The following is a 20312-nucleotide window of genomic DNA, read 5'->3' as shown; positions in this document are numbered from 1 at the left end:
CCGCCAGCCTCCCCTCACCCCAGCGCGGTGCGCAGGTCTCCCGGCCGGGCCATGGGCAGCTTCTCCCCCTTCGCGATGGCCGCCACGATGCGGGCCAGCTGATCCACCCCGTCCGACAGCGCCGCCGGCCCCGGCTGGAGGATGTACGAGCTCCTCACTTCGTAGAGCTGGTCGTCCACCACCGCCCGCACGTTTGCCCAACCCGGCCGGGAGGCGATCTTCTCCCGCTTCGCCTTGCGCCCGCACCAGCTGGCGATGACGCCCTCCGGGTCGCGCTTCGCCACCTCCTCCGGGTCGAAGATGCGGCCCTTCGCCCCCTGCGACGCGCGCGACTCCTGGCAGACGTCCACGCCACCCACCACCTCCACCAGCTCCGAACACCAGCGGATGCCGGAGATGAGCGGCTCGTGCCACTCCTCGAAGAAGATGCGCGGCCGCTTCGGCAGGGACTGCGCCGCGTCCGAGTGACGCTCCAGGTTCTTCTCCAGCTCCACCGCCAGCGCCTCCGCGGGTTCCGCCCGTCCCACCAGCGCACCGGTGAGCCGCACCGCCTGCAATATCTCCGCGAGCGAGCGCTGATTGAACAGGTACACGGGCACCCCGCGCTTGCACAGCTCCCGGCCGATGTCCGCCTGCAGGTCGCTGAAGCCCAGCACCAGGTCCGGCTTCAGCTCCAATATCCGCTCGAAGTTCGCGTCCAGGAACGAGCTGACCTTCGGCTTCTTGCGCGCCTCCGGTGGCCGCACCGTGAACCCCGACACGCCGACGACCAGGTCTCCCGCGCCAATGCGGTAGAGCACCTCCGTCGTCTCCTCCGTCAGGCACACCACCCGCCGCGGAAACCGCGGCGCCGACGACAACAGCGAGGACAGCCTGGCATTCATGCGGGAAACCCTAACCCGCCCGAGTCCCTGTCACCGGAGATGACGCGACGCACCAGCTGCCACGAACTGTGCGGCAACGGACGCTGATTTCCTCGTTTTCCAACCCCCACCGGGGGACGCGATGCGCACGGGAGGTGCGGGAGTGCGAGCGTGCCTCGCGGGCCGGAAACTCGGCGCTGGGGCGCGGCGATGATAGCGGCACGTCTCTTGGGCGGTTTTCAAAGGCGGTGCTAGCATCCGCCGGGTCTGAAACGACGTATGCGGTTCTTCTCTTCACCTTGGGGGAACACATGATCGAAAGCGACGCCCGCCGCCAGGGCGCGCCCGCCGACGTGCCGGATCCCCTGCTCGGGCGGATCCTCAACGAGCGCTTCCGCATCCTGGAGACGCTTGGCGCCGGAGGCATGGGCCGCGTCTACAAGGCCATGCAGGCCCCGTTGGACCGCTTGGTGGCGCTCAAGGTCCTCAACCCGCAGTACAGCGGCGAGGGCAAGGACCCCGGCTTCCAGAAGCGCTTCTTCCTGGAGGCCAGCGTCACCGCGAAGCTGCGCCATCCGAACACCGTCACCGTCATCGACTACGGCAAGACGGAAGACGGCATCTATTACATCGCCATGGAGTACCTGGAGGGGCTGACGCTGTCGCAGCTGCTCACCCAGGAAGGCCCGCTGCCGTGGGAGCGCGCGCTCGCCATCGGTCAGCAGGTGGCCCGCTCACTGCGCGAGGCGCACAAGGTCGGTCTCATCCACCGCGACCTCAAGCCCGCCAACGTGATGGTCCTCAACCAGGAGGCCGATCACGACGTGGTGAAGGTGCTGGATTTCGGCCTGGTGAAGTCCTTCTCGGGGGACGCCTCCATGAAGGAGGACACCACCCTCACGCAGGCGGGCGTCATCCTGGGCTCGCCGCAGTACATGGCGCCGGAGCAGGCGCGCAACATCGCGGATCCGCGCAGCGACGTGTACAGCCTGGGCGTGGTGCTCTACCAGGTGCTGATGGGCCGGCCGCCCTTCCAGGCAGCGCAGAGCATCGACGTCATCGTCAAGCACATCAACGACCCGCCGCCGCCCTTCTACACCGTGTGGCCGGACCACAACGTGCCGGCGGAGGTGGAGTCGCTGGTGATGAAGTGCCTGGCCAAGCGCCCCGTGGACCGCTACGCGTCCATGGACGCCGTGCTCCAGGGCATGCGCTCCGCCGCGTCCGCGTCCGGCGTCAGCGGCGTCTTCGCCACACGCACCGGCCTCAACGCGGTGGGCTCCGGCCCCCACAGCGGTCCGCACAGCGGCATCCACACCGGCCCCCATCAGGCGCTGGGCTCCGGCCCCACGCCCGCGCCCAACACCATGGCGCTGGACATCTCCGTGGACGAGGCCGGTGGCCTCGCGGAGAAGAAGTCCAGGAAGGGTCTGGGCATCGCCCTCTTCGGCGCGTCCCTGATCGTGGGGCTGGGCGTGGCGGGCATCTTCGTGCTGCGCGGATCACAGAAGCCCCCGGTGGATCCGTTCGAGTCCGCCCCCGTGGCGCGCACGCCCGTCGCGCAGCCGCCCCCCGCCCGCGAGCCCACGGCCGTCGCGGAGACCGCCGTCACGCCGCCGCCAGCCGCCCCCCGGACCGTGCGCTTCGACCTGGACAGCGAGCCCCAGGGCGCGGAGATCATGCTCGACGGCCAGGTGCGTGGCACGACGCCGATGGTCATCACCCACACCCCTGACGGCCCGGGCCTCGCGTCCGTGGAGGTGTCGTTCGCGATGGACGGCTACCAGACCGTCAGCAAGAAGTACGCAGGCGAGCCGGGCACCACCGTCAACGTCTCCATCAAGCTTCCGCGCATCAAGAAGCAGGGACCGAAGCCTTCCCCCAAGGCTCCGGGTTCCTCGTACAAGGACGATCCGTACCAGTGAATCCCCCGACAGCCTTCCGACGTGGAGCGCTCCTCGCGCTGTGTCTTTGCGCGACCGAGGCCCTGGCGGACGCGCGACTCGAAGCGCGCCGCCACTTCCGCAATGGCATGAACCTCATCGAACAGAAGCAGTTCGATGAGGGCATCGCCGAATTGGAAGAGGCCTACAACATCAAGCCGCACCCCAGCGTCCTCTACAACATCGCCCGGGCGTACCAGGACGCGGGCCGGCTGGACGAAGCGCTGGATGCCTACAAGCGCTACCTCGCCTCCAATCCTCCGGACACCACCAACGTGCAGGCCCAGGTCACACGCCTGGAAGCCACGCAGAAGGCGGCCCAGGCGGAGGCGCCCACCCCCGGCACCGAGACCGGCACGACGGGCACCACCGGCCTGCCCATGCCGCCGCCGCCCCCCACGAGCATCCAGGCCCAGCAGCAGCTGGCCACGCTCATGGAGCGGCTGGAGAAGGCCGTCAACCGCGCGGAGTCGCTCACCGCCCAGCCCCAGGGCTCGCAGCAGCCCGCGGCCACGCCCGGCCCCACCGCCAGCACCAGCGGCAGCGCCGAGTCCGGCGACACCTCCGGCGACCAGGGCCTGGTGCCGTACGAAGAGCGCGTCGTGACGGCGAGCCGCCGCGCCCAGTCCTCGCTGGAAGCGCCCAACGCCACCACCGTCATCACCGCTGAGGACATCCGCCTGTCGGGCGCCACCACGCTGCCGGAGCTCTTGCGCCGCGTGCCCGGCGCGGACGTGATGGCCATGGGCGTGGGCAGCGCCAACGTCAGCCTGCGCGGCTTCAACCAGCGACTGGCCAACAAGGTGCTGGTGCTGGTGGACGGCCGCACCGAGTACCAGGACTTCCTCGGCCTCACGGTGTGGGCGGGGTTGCCCATCGGCCTGGAGGAGATCGACCGCATCGAAGTCATCCGCGGTCCAGGCAGCGCGCTGTACGGCGCCAACGCGATGCTGGGCGTCATCAACATCATCACCCAGGCCCCCGGCACCGGCCGGCGCGCGCGCTTCAGCGCCATGGCGGGCGGTGGCAACACCGTGCAGGGCTCCTTCGTCAGCCACGGTCAGAACGGGAGCCTGCGCTACCGCGCGTCCGCCGCCTACCAGCAGCAGGACAAGTGGAGCCGCGATTACGAGAGCGGCCGTCCGGACTTCGCCCTGCAAGGGCCCGCGGATCCGGACCTGGGGCAGCGCGGAGCTCGCGCCAACCTGTCCACCGTCTACACGTTCGAGGAGGGCCGCGCGATTGGCGTCTCCGGCGGCGTGCACCGCTACCTGACGGAGATCTATCCGCTGGGCCTGCTGCGCAACTACTACATCGACGGCCTGGGCGCGTACGCCAAGGCCGACGTGGAGCTGGGCGCCGTGAAGCTCAAGGCGTTCTGGAACCACCTGTCCGGTGACGCGGGCCCGCAGTACGAAGCCATTGGCCAGCGCTCGCTGAGCACCAGCGTCGCGTCCAACGTCTTCAACGGTGAAGCGCTGTACGCGCGCGGCTTCGAGCTGGCCGGTGAGCACCAGGTGAACATCGGCGTGGAGGGCCGCTTGAAGCGCGTGGCCTTCCAGTACCTGGACGACCTGCGCGAGGAGTTCCACGCGGCGGCCTTCGTCCAGGACGAGTGGCGCATCGTGCAGCCGTTGCGCCTCATCGTCAGCTACCGCGTGGACCGCCACCCGCTGCTCGACAAGGGCAACCCGGGCATCGCGCAGTCGCCGCGTCTGTCCGCGGTGTTCCAGCCCATTGAAGGGCACGCCTTCCGCGCGTCCGTGGCCACCGCCTTCCGCGAGCCCACGTTCCTGGAGAGCTACACCCGGCTGCCCGTGCCCGTGCCGGGCGTCAACGGAGTGAGCCTGCTGACCACCGGCAACCGGACGCTGCGCCCCGAGCGCCTCAACGCGCTGGAGCTGGGCTGGCGTGGTGAGTCCCCGCGCCTGGGTCTGGACTGGGACGTGGCCCTCTACCAGAACACGGTGAAGGACCTCATCGCCCTGTCGCCCGTGCAGCCCCTGCCCGCCGGCGAGTCCTACGACAGCGGCACCGGCAACTACCTGCTGGGCCGCTCCATGTTCACCAACGAGGCCGCCATCTACACCGCGCGCGGCGTCGAGGCGGGCATCAACGTGTCCCCCATCGACGGCCTGGGCGTGAAGGCGAGCGCCGCGTACCAGCACGTCAGCTCCGACCTGCCGGACGACGGCCAGTGCGGCACGTGCAGCCAGACGCCGGCCTTCCGCCTCTTCGGCGGCGTCACCTACCGCACGCGCACGGACCTGGAGTTCGGCATCGAAGCGGCGTTCACGACCTCCACCACCTGGGTGGAGCGCGAGCCCTCCGCGTCCGACCCGACGCGCGTGGACCTCATCGCCAACAACCTCCCCGCGTACACCGTCGTCAACGCCCGCGTGGGCTACACCGTGGTGAAGGACTTCGTCTCCGTGGCGCTGCAAGGCAGCCAGCTCGGTGGAAGCCACGCGGAGCACCCCTTCGGCAACCGCATCGAGCGGCGCGTGTTCGCCAACCTCACGGTGACCCCATGAAGCGCGCCCTTCCCTTCCTCGCGTTCACGCTCGCGTCGCTGTTGTCTGGCGGCTGTGATGCCCCGGACGTGGTGCCCACCGCGGACGGCCGCCAGCACACGCGCTCGGCCCGCATCGAGGGCAGCCTGGTGGTGCAGTCGCGCGCCCGCGGCAACGCCATCGTGTTCATCTACGACGCGGCCAACCCGCCGCCGCCCGCGGGCTCCGGCCGGCCGCTGGCCTTCACCGTCGTCACCGCCGCGGAGCTGTTCGGCGCGTCCATGGGTGACAGCTCCACGGGCCCGTTCACCGCGCCGTTCTCGCTGAGCCTGGTGGAGCCGGGCCGCTACCTCCTGCGCGGCTTCATCGACGCGGACACCTGCCGGAACATCCCGCAGCCCTGCCACGTGTCCGACTTCAACCCCTGGTACGGCGTCACCTCCGAGCCCAACGCGGGCGACGTGGGCGGCGGCGCGGTGGACCCCGCCACCAGCGCCACGCGCGTCCTGGAAGTGACGACGGACGCGGACGGCTGGCCCCAGCCGCTCAGCGGCGTCTCCGTGTCCTTCGCGGACTCGGCCACCGTGCCCTTCGACCGGCCGGCGTTCCAGACCGCGGACCCGCGCGAGTTCAACACCTCGAACACGCCCCTGAAGACGTTGACGCTCACGCCGCAGGTCCTCACCGGCGCGGTGGATCAGCGGCCTCCTGGCTTCTGGGTGCAGCTGATTGACGCCAACAAGGACGGCGTCCCGGACGACGCCAACGGCGACGGCGTGCCGGACTTCTGGCCGCGCGTCATCGTCCGCAAGCTGGCGGAAGGCGTGACGGGCTACGTGGATGAGAACGACCTCAACCGCGACGGCATGGTGGACGACGAGGGCGTGGACTACGCGCGCGTGAGCGGCGGCAAGGACGGCAAGCCGGACGTGACGGTGCTGGCGGCGGGCCTTTCGCCTGATCCCCTGCTCGCCGCGCTGCTCGACGAACAAGGGAAGCCCCGCCCGCAGCCCGTCTTCGTTCCGCAGTTGGTGGTGGCCATCCGCGCACTCGCTCTGGACGCGCGCGACCCCGCCGCGCCCGCGCCGCTCGCGGCCGTGCCCCCGGGTCGCTACAGCGTCACCCTGCTTCAATCCACGGGTCAGACGTGGCGGTTGCCCAACGAGCTGGACCCGGCGCTCGCGGAGGCCGTGGGGCTGCCGGGCGTGCAGTCACAGGCGTTCGTGCTGGAGGTCCGCTGAGGTCGTTTTCGCCCTCCTGAAATCGCGGCGGGGTGCCCTGGTTGCTTTGACTTCGCAGGGCCCTTCCGCGACCATGGGCGGAGCCGCTGGAGGCGTTTCCTCCCCGAGGTTTTGATTCCGATGAAGGCCGGCCCTCTCTCCACCCCCGAAACCGCGCCCTCCCGTCCCACGGGGAGTACGCCCACGGTCCGTCCGGCCGGGGGGACAGGTCCGCAGCGCGTGCTGCTGGTGGACGACAGCCGCTCCATCCGGACGCTGCTGAAGATCTACCTCATGGCCCGCAGCTTCGAGTTCCTGGAGGCGGAGTCCGCCGAGGAAGGCCTCAAGGTCGCCGAGGCGGAGCATGTGGACCTCATCCTCACCGACTTCCACATGGACGGGATGAACGGCGCGGACTTCGCCGGGCAGATCCGCGCCAGCAGCAACGCCAGGCTGTCCAAGGTCCCCATCCTGATGATGACGGGCGATCCGAACGTGGCGGAGGTGCGCGCGCTGGGTCAGAAGGCCGGCATCAGCGCCTTCGTGCGCAAGCCGGTGAGCTGCGCGCAGCTGATGACGCTGGTGGACACCATCCTCCCGCTGCCCCGCGCCACCGCGAAGTAGCCCGTCTCAGGCCGGGCGCGCGAGCGCCCGCCGCTTGCGCAGCGCCTCACCCACGCGCACGGCCAGCAGCAGCGCCAGGACGGCCCCGTAGAGCACCGGCTCCGTGACGTCCTTCTTCACCCGCCACACGAAGTGCACCACGCCCAGCACCGCGGCCACGTAGGCCAGCCGGTGCAGGCGCTGCCACGTGGGGAAGCCCAGCTTCCGCACCCACTTGTTGGTGGAGGTGACGGCCAGCGGCACCAGCAGCATCAGCGCGGTGAAGCCCACGGTGATGAACGGCCGGGTGAAGACGTCCTCCGCCATGGCGCGCACGTCCAGGCCCTGATCCAACACCGCGTAGGTGAGGAAGTGCGCCGCCGCGTAGGTGAAGGCCAGCAAGCCCAGCGTGCGGCGGATGCGCGCGGGCCACGTCCAGCCCGTCACCAGCCGCACCGGCGTGCACGCCAGCGACCCCAGCAGCACCGCCAGCGCGAAGAGGCCCGTCTGGTTGAGGGCGAACTCGATGCCGTTGGCCCCCAGCTGTCCCTGCGCCCCCTGCATCGCGAGCAGCAGCAGCGGGGACAGTCCTCCGACGGTGATGGCGGGGTTCAGCCAGGGGAGCTTGGAGGAGGCCATCGTTCAGAAGTCCCGCTTCAGGTCCATGCCGCTGTAGAGGCCGGCCACCGCGTCCGCGTAGCCGTTGAAGGGCAGCGTGGGCCGGCGCGAAGTTTCACCAATGCGGCGCTCCGAGGCCTGGCTCCAGCGCGGGTGATCCACCGCCGGGTTCACGTTGGCGTAGAAGCCGTATTCGCGCTTGTTGGTGATGTTCCACGTCGTGGGCGGCTGCTCGCGCGTGAGCGTGATGCGGACAATGGACTTGATGCCCTTGAAGCCATACTTCCACGGCACCACCAGCCGCAGTGGGGCGCCGTTCTGCGCGGGCAGCTGCTTGCCGTAGAGGCCCGTGGCCAGCAGCGTCAGCGGGTGCTGGGCTTCATCCAGGCGCAGGCCTTCAACGTAAGGCCAGTCCAGCACCGGGCTCTTCTGGCCGGGCAGCTGCTCCGGGTCCTCCAGCGTGGTGAAGGCCACGTACTTCGCGAACGACGTGGGCTGCACGCGGTCCAGCAGCTTGCCCAAGGGCAGGCCCAGCCACGGAATCACCATGGACCAGGCTTCCACACAGCGCATCCGGTAGACGCGCTCCTCCAGCGGGAAGGCGGAGATGAGCTGATCCACGTCCACGGTCCACGGCTTGTGGACCTCCCCGTCGATGACCACGGTCCACGGCCGCGTCTTCAACAGGTGCGCGCGGCGGGCCGGGTCGTTCTTGTCCAGGCCGAGCTCGTAGAAGTTGTTGTAGGTGGTGATGTCCTCGTAGGGCGTGCGCGGCTCGTCCGTGCTGAAGAGGCCCTGGGCGGGCACCACCGGCTGGGCCACCGCGCCTGCGTCCGGCACGAAGCCGTCCATGGGCCGGGTGCGCTTCATGCCCAGCAGGTACAGCCCGCCGCCCACCACCGCGGCGGTGCCCGCGAACAGGCCCGCGTTCTTGATGAACTCGCGGCGGCGCACGTAGAGCTTCTCGGGCGTCACTTCGGAGCCAGGGGGCTCGGGAGGGAGCTTGTCGCGCATGACTCCCTCTATAACGCCCCAGCCCCTTTTCCGGTTACCGCCGGGCGTCCTTCGCCCGCCACAGCCGCCACCAGGGCGTGCCGGGGGACTGATGGTGCTCCCAGTGGTAGCCGAAGAAGAAGCACGACAGCAGGGCCCACAGGTGGTTGCGAGGCAGGGAGCGCGCATGGTGCGGCGCCATGCCCTCCGTCTCCGGGCGCCGGTGCGGCAGGTAGGTGCCGAAGTAGAACAGCTGCACGGTGGCCAGCACCGACGGCAGCACCCAGAAGGCCAGGATGCGCGCCTGGGGCACGCCCAGCCACAGCAGCACGTTGAACTTCAGCGCCATGACCGCGATTTGAAGCCACGTCGTGTAGCGGACCATGAAGGCCCCGAACCACGGCCAGAACGACACGCCCCGCGCCGCGAAGTCCGGGTCGTGCTCGCCGGTGGGGTCCGCGTGGTGCGCGCGGTGGTTCACCACCAGCCGGCGGTAGGACAACCCCGCGAAGAGGAAGCAGGCCAGCATCCCCACCGCCGCGTTCACCCGGCGATTCAGGGACACGGTGCCGTGCATGGCGTCATGCCCGGTGATGAAGAGGCCGGTGGACAGCCACATCTGCAGGAGGACATGCAGCCAGGAGAGCGGTGAAGCCCACGGCAGCGCGGGCCCCGCCAGCATCCACGCCAGATGCCCACCCCACGCGCCCACCACCGCGAGCGCGAGCACGACGCCCCACGGGTCGGGAGGGGCGGGATGGGTGGAGGGCTCGGGCGCCATGGCTCCCTTACTGGCCGGGCCCCGCCCCCCGCGCACGAAGAAACGCGCGCGGGTGGGACGGAGCGTGGCCGGGGACACTACTTCTTCGCCGCGGGCGTGGCGGCCGGAGCGCCGAAGTCCTTCACCAGCGAGTCGGCGGTGACGTAGCGCGGCTCGATGTCCACCGGCACGTTCTTCAGCCGCTCCAGCACCTTCTGCACGGAGGGGCGCACCACGCCCTGCTTCGCGAGCAGCGCCTCCGCGGCGGTGCGGTCGCCCGAGGCCTGAAGGGCCATGAGCTGGTTCGTCAGCGACGTGACGGCCGCCTGCATCTTGTCCGGCACGACTTCGAACGTGCCGTCCGCGTTCACCTTCACCGCGCCGGTGTCCAGGAAGTGGTTGAGCTGCAGCGCGATGCCCTTGCCGTGCGCCTCGTCGATGCCGAAGCGGATGGAGCGGAACGCGGACGCGAGGAACGTCGTGTACATGGTCCGCTGCAGGTCCTTGTCCAGCGTGCCCTTGTCCACCAGCCGCTGGAGCGCCCACAGGCCGGAGATGTCCGCCTTGGCTTCCTCAATGGCGCTGGAGGCCGCCTGCAGCGCCTGACGCACCGTCGTCTGCTTCCCGGCCACGGTGACGTTGTGGGGCCCCAGGCCGTGCATCAGCTCGTGCATGAGGATGTGCGTGAAGAAGGCGTCGAAGGACACGTCCTTGCGGTCCTTCGCGGGCAGCGCCACCTTCGCGATGGGCAGCAGCACGCGCTGGAACTTGGCCTCCTGGATGTTCTTCAGCATCACGCGCTTGGTGCCCTTCTCCGCCGCCACGCGCTCGTCGTTGGGCAGGTTGAAGGCCGCCGTCTGCACGCCCCGGTTGCCGTCGCCGGACGAGTAGATGCTGTTGATGACTCGGATGGGGGCGAGCGCGCCCAGCTTCGGGTTGCGCAGGCCCGGCTCGATCGGGAGGTTGTTCTCCAGCTCCTGGAGCTCCGCGCTGAACTTCGCCAGCTTCTGCGTCTCCGCGTCGTCGCGCACGCCGATGAAGGCCTCGAACGCGGCCTTGTAGTTGAACCAGCCATCCTCGTAGACCTCATAGGGCCCGATGGTGGGGTCCACGCTCGCGTCCAGCTCCATCCACGCGACCTCGCTCGCGTAGTAGTCGTTGGACAGGAACGCCGCCGCGCGCGTCTCCAGGAAGCGCTTCAGCGTGGGCTGCTGGGTGAGCGCCGCGGCCTCACGCAACAGCTGCGCGGCCATGCCCAGCTCGCCCTGGTACTCGACGCTGTAGGGCACGCTCACGAACTTGCCGTCCGTCCCCTTGCGCAGCGTGGTGAAGAAGCCCGTGGCCTCGTGCTGCTTCGCCTCCGGCAGGCTCTTCACCCACGCCTCCACCTCCGCCTTGGTGGCGCCGGCGGGATAGAAGTTGCCCTCGTCCGGCTTGGCCGGCACGCCGGGGATGAACGGCTTCGCCTCGTCCAGGCGCGACCAGGGGCCCTTGTTGAGCAGGAACGCATGCAGCCGCTCCTTGCCCAGGGGCGTGGTGTCCTTCACCAGGTCCAGCAGCAGCGTCTGGTTGCCCGCCCACGCCTGGCCCAGGAAGAGGGGGTCCATGATGCGGGCCGCCTGGAGGACCTTGGCCAGGGCGCGCTTCTCCGCGTCCGGCAGCTTGGACACGTCCACCTTGACGTCCACGGGGGCGAAGCGCGCGGTCATCCGCTTCAGCGTCGGGGCGTCCGGCAGGCGGGCGGGGGCTTCCTGGGCAGGGGCGGCGCTCGACAGGAGCATCGCGCCAAGCAGGGGCAGCAGGGTTCTGGACTTGGGCATGCCCCCTCCCTACCCCAACCCGTCCCCGCCTCCCAGTGACGGGTGTGGGCGGATTCCCTCTTCTCGACAAGCCGCCGGGCATGGTTATGGGGAAGGGCATTGGCGCGTTCCGTCAGCGTCCGGAGGCCTTCATGTCCGCAGAGACCCACCCCCAGCGGGAAACCCACTCATTCCAGGCGGAGATCCAGCAGCTGCTGAGCCTGGTCATCAACTCGCTCTACAGCCACCAGGAGATCTTCCTGCGCGAGCTGGTGTCCAACGCGTCCGACGCGCTGGACAAGCTGCGCTTCCGCTCCATCACGGAGCCGGAGCTGCTCAAGGACGAGTCCGCGCTGGAGCTTCGCATCATCCCGAACGCCGACCAGGGCACCCTCACCATCGAGGACACCGGCGTCGGCATGACGCACGACGAGCTGGTGAAGAACCTGGGCACCATCGCGCACTCCGGTTCGCGCGAGTTCCTCCAGGCGCTGGCGCAGAAGGGCAAGAACGACGTGCAGCTCATCGGCCAGTTCGGCGTGGGCTTCTACAGCGCGTATCTCGTCGCGGACCGCGTGGAGGTGGTGAGCCGCGCCGCCGGTGAGACCTCCGCGTGGAAGTGGGCGTCGGAGGCGCACGGCACGTTCACGGTGGAGCCGGCGGAGAAGGCCACGCGCGGCACCGCCATCACGCTGCACCTGAAGGCGGACCAGAAGGAGTTCCTGGACGAGTGGAAGCTGAAGCAGCTCATCACCCAGTACTCGGACTACGTGGGCCACCCCATCAAGCTCCAGGTGACGAAGCAGGTGGGCAGCGGGGACACGCAGGCCACGGAGACCGCGCTGGAGGTGGTGAACAAGGCCAGCGCCCTCTGGCAGCGTCCGAAGAGCGAAATCACGGACGAGCAGTACCAGGAGTTCTACAAGCACCTGACGCACGACTTCGACAAGCCGCTGGCGTGGACGCACTTCAAGGCGGACGGCACGCAGCAGTTCACGGGTCTGCTCTTCGTGCCCAAGCACCCGCCGTTCGATTTGAACTCGCAGCAGCAGCGCGGCGTGCGGCTGTTCGTGAAGCGCGTGTTCATCATGGACCGCTGCGAGGACCTGGTGCCGCAGTGGCTGCGCTTCGTGCGCGGCGTCATCGACTCGGACGACCTGCCGCTCAACGTGTCGCGTGAGATGTTGCAGGACTCGGCGGTGGTGCGCGCCATCCGCAAGCACGTGGTGAAGAAGTCGCTGGACCTCCTGGAGAAGCTGGCCAAGGACAAGCCGGACGACTACCGCACGTTCTGGGAGTCCTTCGGCACGGTGGTGAAGGAAGGCCTGACGCTGGAGACGGAGTACCGCGAGAAGCTGGGCGCGCTGGTGCGCTACGAGTCCTCGCGTGAGGAGGGCCTCACGTCCCTGGCGGACTACGTGGGCCGCATGAAGGAAGGCCAGGAGGCCATCTATTACGTCTACGGCGAGAGCCGGAAGGCGGTGGCGGACAGCCCGCACCTGGAGGCGCTGAAGCAGCGCGGCTACGAGGTGCTCTTCATGACGGACCCGGTGGACGAGTGGGCCGCGCAGGGCCTGCGCGAGTTCCAGGGCAAGCCGCTGGTCTCCGCGCTCAACGCGGACCTGAAGCTCCAGTCCACGGACGAGGAGAAGAAGGCGAAGGAGCAGCAGTCGGAAGGGCTCAAGGGCCTGACGGACAAGATGAAGGACGTGCTGAAGGAGGACGTGCGCGAGGTGCGCGTGTCGGACCGCCTCACGGATTCGCCGGTATGCCTGGTGGTGTCGGAGGGCGGAACGCCGGCCTACCTGGAGCGCCTGCTCAAGGAGCGCGGCAAGGGGATGCCGCGCATCAAGCGCATCCTGGAGGTCAATCCCAAGCACCCGGTCATCGAGCACCTGCGCGGACTCCTCGCGAACGACCCGGCCGCGCCGCAGGTGGGCGAGTGGATTGAGCTGCTCCACGACCAGGCGCTGCTCACGGAAGGAAGCCCGCTGAGCGACCCGAACCGGTTCGCCCGGCGCATGACGGCGCTGCTCACGCAGGTGGCCGCCCGGAGCTGATGTTCCCGTGCGTGCGCGGGTCGCGAGGCCCGCCACGCACAGGTCAGCCCCTGTTCGCCAGCTCCGCCTTCTTCAGGTCCACGAGCAGCGCCTCACCGGTCCACTGGCGGCGCTGCCCCGCTTCCGCCTCGCGGATGAGCTCCACGAGTCGTGAGTTCACCGGAGCGGAGACGCCGTGTTGGTGGGCCAGCCGGACCACCTCGCCGTTGAGGTAGTCCACCTCCGTCTTGCGGCCCGCGTGCAGGTCGTCCCACATGGACGAGCGCGCCTTCGGGTCGATGGCCAGCATCTTCTTCGCCAGCACCGAGAACACCGCGTCTGGAGCGCCCAGCAGCACCGGAATCCATCCCGGCGGCAGCGGCGTCAGCTTCGCGGGCTTCACCCCGGCGCGCCCCAGCACCGCGAGCGCCTCGCCCTGCGCGAGGGCCAGGCACCGCCGCCACGCGCGCTGTGACAGCTCCTCCTTCAACGGCAGGTTCGCCAGCGCGTTGAGCGCGTTGTTGAGGTTGAACAACAGCTTCGCCCACTGGACCGCGACGATGTCCGCGTGCTGCTTCAACGCCAGCCCCGCGCGGGTGAATGCATCCACGAACGGCGCGAGCACCGCGTGCCGCTCCACCTCCAGCGTGCCTTCCGACCCCGCGTGGAAATGCCCCTGCCCCTGCGCCGCGACGTTGAAGGGCACCATGCCCGTGAGCACCGTGTGGCTGGGCAGCAGACCGCGTAGCACCGCCGCGTTGTGCAGTCCGTTCTGGAAGCTGATGACGATGGCCCCGGGCTTGAGCCGCGGCGCGAGCGTCTGTCCCGCCTCCTCCGTCGCCGCGGACTTCACCGTGACGAGCACCAGGTCCGCCGTGGACAGCGCCTCCGGCCCCGTGTCGATGCGCACGTCCGCCGCGGGCACCTTCAGGTCCGCGCCCTGCCAGTCCGTCAGGTGCAGGCCGTGCGCACGCACCTCCGCCACCACCCGCTCGCGGCCAATGAAGCGCACCGTCGCGCCCGTCGCGGCGAGCCGCCCACCCACGTAACAGCCGATGCTGCCCGCGCCGAAGACGACCACCTCAGGAGTCGAAGCCATGGGCGCGTATTGTGGCACGCGCGCTCACGTCGCGGGCCACACCACGACGATGAGCACGTCCCACAAGGCATGGCTCACCCAGGAAGCGGCAGGCGTCCGACGCCACTCGGCCAGCGCGCCCCAGGCGAGCGACGTGGGCAGCGCGGCAAGGGCCAGCAGCGGCTCACCGAAGCCCAGCAGCACGACGCTCGACAGCACCGCCGACCCAGCGACCGCGCCCCACCGGCCCAGCCGGGGACGCAGCGCACCCTGCACCCATCCGCGCCAGAACAGCTCCTCCGCCGGAACGAGCAGCAGCACCAGGGCCAGCGCCGTCCCCAGCGAACCCGTGCCGAACGTCGCGTAGATGGATTGCAGAGGTCCGCAGAGCGCGTCGGTGAAGCCGCCGCAGAACGCCCACAGGAAGGCCCTCGCGCCCGCGAACAGCACCACCGCCTGGGCGACACCCCACGCGGTATCCGGGAGCGACAGGGAGGGAGGCAGCCTTCGCCAGGGGCCCATCGCCCGCCACGTCACCGCGAGCCAGACGGCGCAGAAGACGGAAGCGACAGCGAAGAAGCGCGGCGGATGCACGTGCACCAGCGCCGTCCAGGCCAGCACGCCGCCAGCGGCCGCGACCCGCCAGAGTGGAAGGGCCGCGTCACCGGCTGACGGCGATCCAACAGGAGAAGCAGTCATCGCGCGCGGCAGCGTACCCCGGCGCGATGGACACCGGCGGGCACGTTCACGCGTGCACCGCCGGCGCCGGTACGAACCTTCACGACACTACGGGAGGCACGCGCCGCTGCCCGCGCCGTCGCTCACGCACCGGTAGCCCGTGCGGCACGACCCCTGGGTGTTGCTGCTCGACGGCGTGCAGGTCACGAAGCAGTAGGCGGTGGCGCCCCGGTCATTGCTGTAGCAGTCCGAACCCGACGGGCAGCCGGCCGTCATGCAGCTCTGGGTGCAGTAGCCGCCCGGGAAGCTGGCGCCGGTGAGGCACTGGCCGTCCGTGCCGCACGTGCTGTTGGTGGTGCAGGCCCCACCGATGGTCGTCGTGGGCGTGTGGTCGTCGTCCGACTGGTAGGGCACCAGCGTGAAGCTGATGTCGCTGGTCGTCTTGCCCTTGGTGACCGTCACGGTCTCCACCTGGGTGGTGTCGCGCCAGAAGCCCACGCGGTCGCCGTCCTCGAAGTAGTCCCCTTCGCCGGTGTCGTCGATGGACGCCAGCACCAGGTAGTCGCGCGGGGTCACCTTCAGGCTGAAGTTGTACCCACCGGCCGCGCGCACCACGGAGATACCGTCGTCGTCGACCTGCACCTCGCCCGCCGCGTCCAGGTACGCGAACCCGATGACGGCGTCCTTCTCATCCGAGGCGCCCACGCGGAACTTCACCAGCACCTGCGCGTTGCCCGCGCTCGACGCGCCGGTCAGGTCGATCTGCGCCACGTAGCTGCCCGGCGCCAGCGAGCCCGGGGTGACGGTCACGTTCAGCGCCGTGGACTTGTACGCGGGGACCGACAGCGAGGTGCTGGAGACGGACACCGCGGAGGCGTTGGCGCCGGAGACGGCCACGCTCACCTGCAGCGTGCCACCGCCGTTATTGCGCACCGTCAGCGCCTGCGACGACGCGCCGGTGAAGGACAACTGCGTGGTGGTGATGGCGAGCTTCGGGGGCAGCGTCGGGTCACCGCCGCCCTTGGCGCGCAGCACCGCGGCGTACGCGTCCACCAGGCCCGCGCCGCAGCCCTCGGAGCACTGGCTCGTCTTGTCCGCGGTGTCCTTCAGGATGGCCTCCACGTCCGCCGCCGTGAGCTTGGAGTCCTGCGCCAGCATCAGCGCCACGATGCCCGCCACGTGCGGGGTGGCCATGCTGGTGCCCTGGTACCACTCGTAGGAAGGCTGGTTGGTGCTGTTGGGCAGCGTGGACAGCACGCCGTCCGGGAAGCCGTCGCCGTTGCGGTCCTCGCTCGTCTGGCCGCCAGCGGCCATCACGTCCACCTGCGTGCCGAAGTTGGAGTAGCTGGCGCGCTTGCCGTTGAAGCGCACCGCGCCCACGCAGATGACGTTCTGCTGGTTGCAGGGGAAGCTGCCGTTGGTGTTGACGTTCTCGTTGCCCGCGGCCACCACCAGGATGGCCCCGCGCGCGTTGGCCGCGTTGATGGCGGTCTGCATCTCCGTCGACGCAGGACCGTCGCCGCCCAGGCTCATGTTGATGACCCGCGCGGGCGTGGTGTTCAGCCGCACGCCGGTGACGGGGCCGCCGCTGGCCCAGGTGACGCCCGCGATGATGTCCGCCAGCGAGCCGCCCTGCGTGCCCAGCACGCGCACCGGCAGGATGTTGCGGCCGGACCAGGTGACGCCCGCCACGCCCAAGCCGTTGTCGGACGACGCGCCAATGGTCCCCGCCACGTGCGTGCCGTGGAACGACGAGCCGCCGTTGGGCAGGTCCTTGCCGTTGTCCGTCGGGTCCGTGTCCACGCCATCGCCGTCGCCCGCGTTGGTGAGGCTGGAGATGAGGTCCATGCCCGGCAGCACGCGCGTGTTCAGGTCCGGATGCGACGTGATGCCGGTGTCCACCACCGCCACGACGATGGACGCGCTGCCCGTGCCCAGGTCCCAGGCCGCCGGCAGGTTCATGTTCTTGTAGTGCCACTGCCGCGAGTAGAGCGGATCATTCGGCACGGCCTGCGCCCGCACGCGGACGTTGCTCTCCGCGTTCTGCACGCCCTGCACGGCCAGCACCTGGGAAAGCACGCGCACGTGCTCCGCCTGGGTGAGCGCGCGCACGGTGGGGGCGCCACCGGACATCGCCTGCGGCTGGCTCACTTCGTAGCGCAGCAGGTGCTGAGTATCGCTCAGGAAGGCCTGGTGCACGACGTGGTAGCCCGCGACGCGCGCCTGCGCGACGGCCTCCTCCGCGGACAGCCCCGGCGTGTCGAAGCGGATGATGATTTCTCCCGGCAGCAGCGACGCCTCGTGCGTCAGCTGCTTGGACGGGATGCCCGTGCGCCACACGCCTTGCGCGGCCAGGGCCTTGGAGACCTTCTGGGACAGGTTCTTCGAGCCCGGCAGGGAGAAGAACGCATCCAGCGACGAGCTGGCGTTCGCGGCGGCGGAGCCAGCCTGGAACGGCTGCAGGGAGCCCGAGACGGTCCCCTTCGTCGCATCAGTGTCATCGTCGTCGCTGTTTTCGCCGGGACAGGCCGCGAGACCGAGCAATCCCAGGAGGGCAAGGCGGCGGAGCATGAACGGAATCCTTGGAAGAACGTGTGAGAGCGTCCGACCCTAGGTCCGCTGCGGGCAATGCGTCCAGCTATCCGGGGCCTGGCTGGCTGGTCCCCCGTCCTTCGCGGTTTCACCCTCACGCGAGGTGTTGTCTGGAAGGCAACGCGCAGCTTCGCAGGCAACAGGGAGGACTATCTCCCCAGGTCCTGCAACACCGCCTCCGCCGCGCGGCGCCCTGACGCGAGCGCTCCGTCGATGGACGCGTTCTCGCGGTGGTCTCCGCACACGTAGAGCCCCGCGGCCAGCCGTACGGGCCGGTGCGGTTCCACCAGCGCGGACGGAGGCTGCGCGGGCAGTGCCTCCACGAGCGTGTACGTGCGCAGATGCCGCCACGCGGACACCGCCGCGCCGAACCACTCCGTGAGCTGCGCACGCACGCGCGCCTCCAGTGAGTCCGCGCCGCCCGGGTCGTCCACCACCGACACGGACACCAGCGCCTGGCCTGGGGGTGCGTACGCGGCGGACACCTCGCTCATCACCGCCACGTTGTTCACCGGTCCGCGCCCCTCACCATTGAGCACGAGCCACGGCCCCTCCACCGGCGGCTCCGGCGCCGCGAAGTACAGACACGTCGCGCGGTTCATCCGGGGCGCGGGCATGCCCACGAGCAGCGACGCCGCGCTGCCTGGATCCGTCGCCACCACCACGGCGTCCGCGTGCAGCAGCTCACTGCCCGGCAGGCGCACGCGGTGCCCCCAGACCTCCTCCACGCGCACGCGCATCCGCAGCGCGCCTGAGGGCAGCTTCGCCGCCAGCTGTTCGGGGATGGCGCCCATCCCCTGCGCGGGGACGGCCGCGTACCCCGTCGCGAACATCCGGAACACGAACTCCAGCATCCGGCTGGACGTCGTCAGCCCCCGCTCCAGGAAGATGCCGCCGAGGAAGGGCGTGAAGAACGCTTCGAGCATCTCCTCGGAGAAGCCCAGGTCCAGCAGGAAGCGCCGCGACTCCTGCTGGGGCCGCTGCCACAAGTCGCCCAATTCGCCAGACGTCGCGTGCTGCCGCAGCTCCAACACGCGCAGCTTGTCCGACAGACCTCCTGGTGCGTCGAACAGATGCGACACCGCCGTGACGGGATGCCGCAGCGGGTCCGCCAGCGTGTGCAGCCGCCCACCCCGCCACACCTTCGCGCCGGGGATGAAGCGTTGGAGCGAGAGGGCCTTCAGGTCCAGCACCCGCTGACCTTCCGGGTAGGCGGTGAGGTACACCTGGAAGCCCCGGTCCAGGAGGAACCCTTCGTGCGAGTCGGTGCGCACTCTTCCGCCCGGTGAGTCCCCTGCTTCCAGCACGTGCGCGTCCACGCGGGCCTCGAGCAGCGCCGTCGCACACGCCAGGCCCGCGAGCCCCCCACCCACCACGATGACCCCGGGCCGCTTCGCCATGGTCCGCCTCCCGTACGAGCGTTCGGACCCTGGCTTGATAACGCCAGGACGTGCAAGCAAGACTCTGGTTCGGTTGCGGGCATCCGACAGTTACGGCAAAGGTTGCCGTGTGCACGGTGCTCCAAGCACACCCACGCAGGCATCCGCCCGCGTGCCCTTTGGAGAGAAAGAGCAGGAGTTCCCCATGCTGATCGTGATGCGCCCAGACGCGACGGACCAGGACATCGAGCGAGTGAACGATGAGATCCGCCGCCGTGGCTGGCATCCGCACGCGATCACAGGAGGCTCTCGCACCGCCATCGGCATCACCGGCAACCCGGGCGCGGTGGAGCCGGAGCCCTTCCGCGTGCTGCCCGGCGTCGCGGACGCGGTCGCCATCTCCCAGCCGTTCAAGCTGGTCAGCCGCGAGGTGAAGCCGGAGGACAGCCTGGTGCGTGTGGGCAACCTCACGCTCGGCGGCGCGGCCATCCACGTCATCGCGGGCCCCTGCTCCGTGGAGTCGCGCGAGCAGATCATCTCCACCGCGCAGGCGGTGAAGCTGGCGGGCGCCACCATGCTGCGCGGCGGCGCGTTCAAGCCCCGCACCAGCCCCTATGAGTTCCAGGGCCTCAAGGGTGACGGCCTGGCGCTGCTCGCGGAGGCGCGCAAGGAGACGGGCCTGTTGGTGACGACGGAGGTGAAGGACACGGCGACGCTGGCCGCCGTCGCGGAGCACACCGACATCCTCCAGGTGGGCGCGCGCAACATGCAGAACTTCAGCCTGCTGGAGGCGGTGGGCGAGACGCGCAAGCCCGTCCTGCTCAAGCGCGGCATCAGCGCCACCATCAAGGAGCTGTTGATGGCGGCCGAGTACATCGTCGCGCGCGGCAACACCCAGGTCATCCTCTGCGAGCGGGGCATCCGCACGTTCGAGAACATGACGCGCAACACGTTGGATTTGAACGCGGTGCCCATGCTCAAGGCGCTCACGCACCTGCCGGTGTTCGTGGACCCGTCGCACGGCATCGGCGTGCGCAAGGCCGTCCCCGCGATGATGCGGGCCGCGGTCGCCGCGGGCGCGGACGGCCTCATCGTGGAAGTGCATCCGGATCCGCCGCGCGCCAGGTCGGACGGCTTCCAGTCGCTGGACTTCTCCGAGTTCGAGAAGGCCATGGGTGAAGTGCGGGCCATCGCGCAGGCGATGGGACGCGAAACGGTCAGGCTGGGATAGGCC

The 20312-nt window shown here is 69.8% G+C and carries 15 protein-coding genes; 6 read left to right on the top strand and 9 right to left on the bottom strand.

Annotated features, from left to right (window positions below):
* Nucleotides 1-14: 14 nt before the first annotated feature.
* Nucleotides 15-884: a cobalamin-binding protein gene (locus D7Y04_RS40590; protein WP_121762819.1), complete on the bottom strand. Its 870-nt coding sequence runs from the start codon at nt 882-884 to the stop codon at nt 15-17.
* Between the two features lie 290 nt (nt 885-1174).
* Here D7Y04_RS40590 and D7Y04_RS40585 point away from each other — a divergent pair, with 290 nt between their 5' ends.
* The 4 genes from D7Y04_RS40585 to D7Y04_RS40570 all read left to right on the top strand — a co-directional run bounded on the left by D7Y04_RS40585 (nt 1175) and on the right by D7Y04_RS40570 (nt 7163).
* Nucleotides 1175-2788: a serine/threonine-protein kinase gene (locus D7Y04_RS40585; RefSeq protein WP_121762818.1), complete on the top strand. Its 1614-nt coding sequence runs from the start codon at nt 1175-1177 to the stop codon at nt 2786-2788.
* A complete protein-coding gene (locus tag D7Y04_RS40580; protein WP_171807823.1) occupies nt 2785-5340 on the top strand; it encodes a TonB-dependent receptor domain-containing protein in 2556 nt (851 codons plus the stop codon). Before D7Y04_RS40585 ends, D7Y04_RS40580 begins: the two co-directional genes overlap by 4 nt.
* On the top strand, nt 5337-6560 hold the full coding sequence (locus tag D7Y04_RS40575) for a hypothetical protein (protein ID WP_121762817.1): 1224 nt from the start codon (nt 5337-5339) through the stop codon (nt 6558-6560). The genes D7Y04_RS40580 and D7Y04_RS40575 overlap by 4 nt, the downstream gene beginning before the upstream one ends.
* Nucleotides 6561-6680: 120 nt before the next feature.
* The gene (locus D7Y04_RS40570) at nt 6681-7163 is read left to right on the top strand and encodes a response regulator (protein ID WP_120598047.1); all 483 of its coding nucleotides are present in this window, start codon (nt 6681-6683) and stop codon (nt 7161-7163) included.
* Nucleotides 7164-7169: 6 nt separating this feature from the next.
* Here D7Y04_RS40570 and D7Y04_RS40565 read toward each other — a convergent pair whose 3' ends face one another.
* The 4 genes from D7Y04_RS40565 to D7Y04_RS40550 form a co-directional block, all read right to left on the bottom strand.
* Nucleotides 7170-7781 (bottom strand): sulfite oxidase heme-binding subunit YedZ, encoded by a 612-nt coding sequence (locus D7Y04_RS40565; RefSeq protein ID WP_121762816.1) that lies wholly within the window; start codon nt 7779-7781, stop codon nt 7170-7172.
* Nucleotides 7782-7784: 3 nt separating this feature from the next.
* Entirely contained in the window at nt 7785-8774 is a 990-nt protein-coding gene (gene msrP / locus D7Y04_RS40560) for a protein-methionine-sulfoxide reductase catalytic subunit MsrP (RefSeq protein WP_120598049.1), read from the bottom strand.
* A 34-nt stretch (nt 8775-8808) separates the two neighbouring features.
* Nucleotides 8809-9534, bottom strand: coding sequence for a fatty acid desaturase (locus tag D7Y04_RS40555; RefSeq protein WP_121762815.1), 726 nt, complete (start codon nt 9532-9534; stop codon nt 8809-8811).
* Nucleotides 9535-9611: 77 nt separating this feature from the next.
* Nucleotides 9612-11333: a hypothetical protein gene (locus D7Y04_RS40550; RefSeq protein ID WP_121762814.1), complete on the bottom strand. Its 1722-nt coding sequence runs from the start codon at nt 11331-11333 to the stop codon at nt 9612-9614.
* A 131-nt stretch (nt 11334-11464) separates the two neighbouring features.
* On the opposite strand from D7Y04_RS40550, the gene htpG reads away from it, so the two are divergent.
* Nucleotides 11465-13372 (top strand): molecular chaperone HtpG, encoded by a 1908-nt coding sequence (gene htpG / locus D7Y04_RS40545; RefSeq protein WP_121762861.1) that lies wholly within the window; start codon nt 11465-11467, stop codon nt 13370-13372.
* Between the two features lie 43 nt (nt 13373-13415).
* On the opposite strand, the gene D7Y04_RS40540 is transcribed toward htpG, so the two are convergent.
* The 4 genes from D7Y04_RS40540 to D7Y04_RS40525 form a co-directional block, all read right to left on the bottom strand.
* On the bottom strand, nt 13416-14450 hold the full coding sequence (locus tag D7Y04_RS40540) for a 2-dehydropantoate 2-reductase (protein ID WP_121762813.1): 1035 nt from the start codon (nt 14448-14450) through the stop codon (nt 13416-13418).
* A 24-nt stretch (nt 14451-14474) separates the two neighbouring features.
* Nucleotides 14475-15050 (bottom strand): CPBP family intramembrane glutamic endopeptidase, encoded by a 576-nt coding sequence (locus tag D7Y04_RS40535; protein WP_121762812.1) that lies wholly within the window; start codon nt 15048-15050, stop codon nt 14475-14477.
* A gap of 165 nt (nt 15051-15215) precedes the next feature.
* Nucleotides 15216-17678: a S8 family peptidase gene (locus tag D7Y04_RS40530; protein WP_120599770.1), complete on the bottom strand. Its 2463-nt coding sequence runs from the start codon at nt 17676-17678 to the stop codon at nt 15216-15218.
* Nucleotides 17679-17848: 170 nt separating this feature from the next.
* Nucleotides 17849-19099 (bottom strand): NAD(P)/FAD-dependent oxidoreductase, encoded by a 1251-nt coding sequence (locus D7Y04_RS40525; protein WP_121762811.1) that lies wholly within the window; start codon nt 19097-19099, stop codon nt 17849-17851.
* Nucleotides 19100-19283: 184 nt separating this feature from the next.
* On the opposite strand from D7Y04_RS40525, the gene aroF reads away from it, so the two are divergent.
* Nucleotides 19284-20309 carry a 3-deoxy-7-phosphoheptulonate synthase gene (aroF, locus tag D7Y04_RS40520; protein WP_121762810.1) on the top strand — a complete coding sequence of 342 codons (1026 nt, stop codon included), beginning with the start codon at nt 19284-19286 and terminating at the stop codon, nt 20307-20309.
* Nucleotides 20310-20312: the final 3 nt, after the last annotated feature.

The sequence above is a fragment of the Corallococcus sp. AB038B genome (assembly GCF_003668955.1).
Classification (GTDB): domain Bacteria; phylum Myxococcota; class Myxococcia; order Myxococcales; family Myxococcaceae; genus Corallococcus; species Corallococcus exiguus.
The sequence above is the reverse complement of the archived record's forward strand: the minus strand, read 5'-3'. Positions and strand labels throughout refer to the sequence as shown.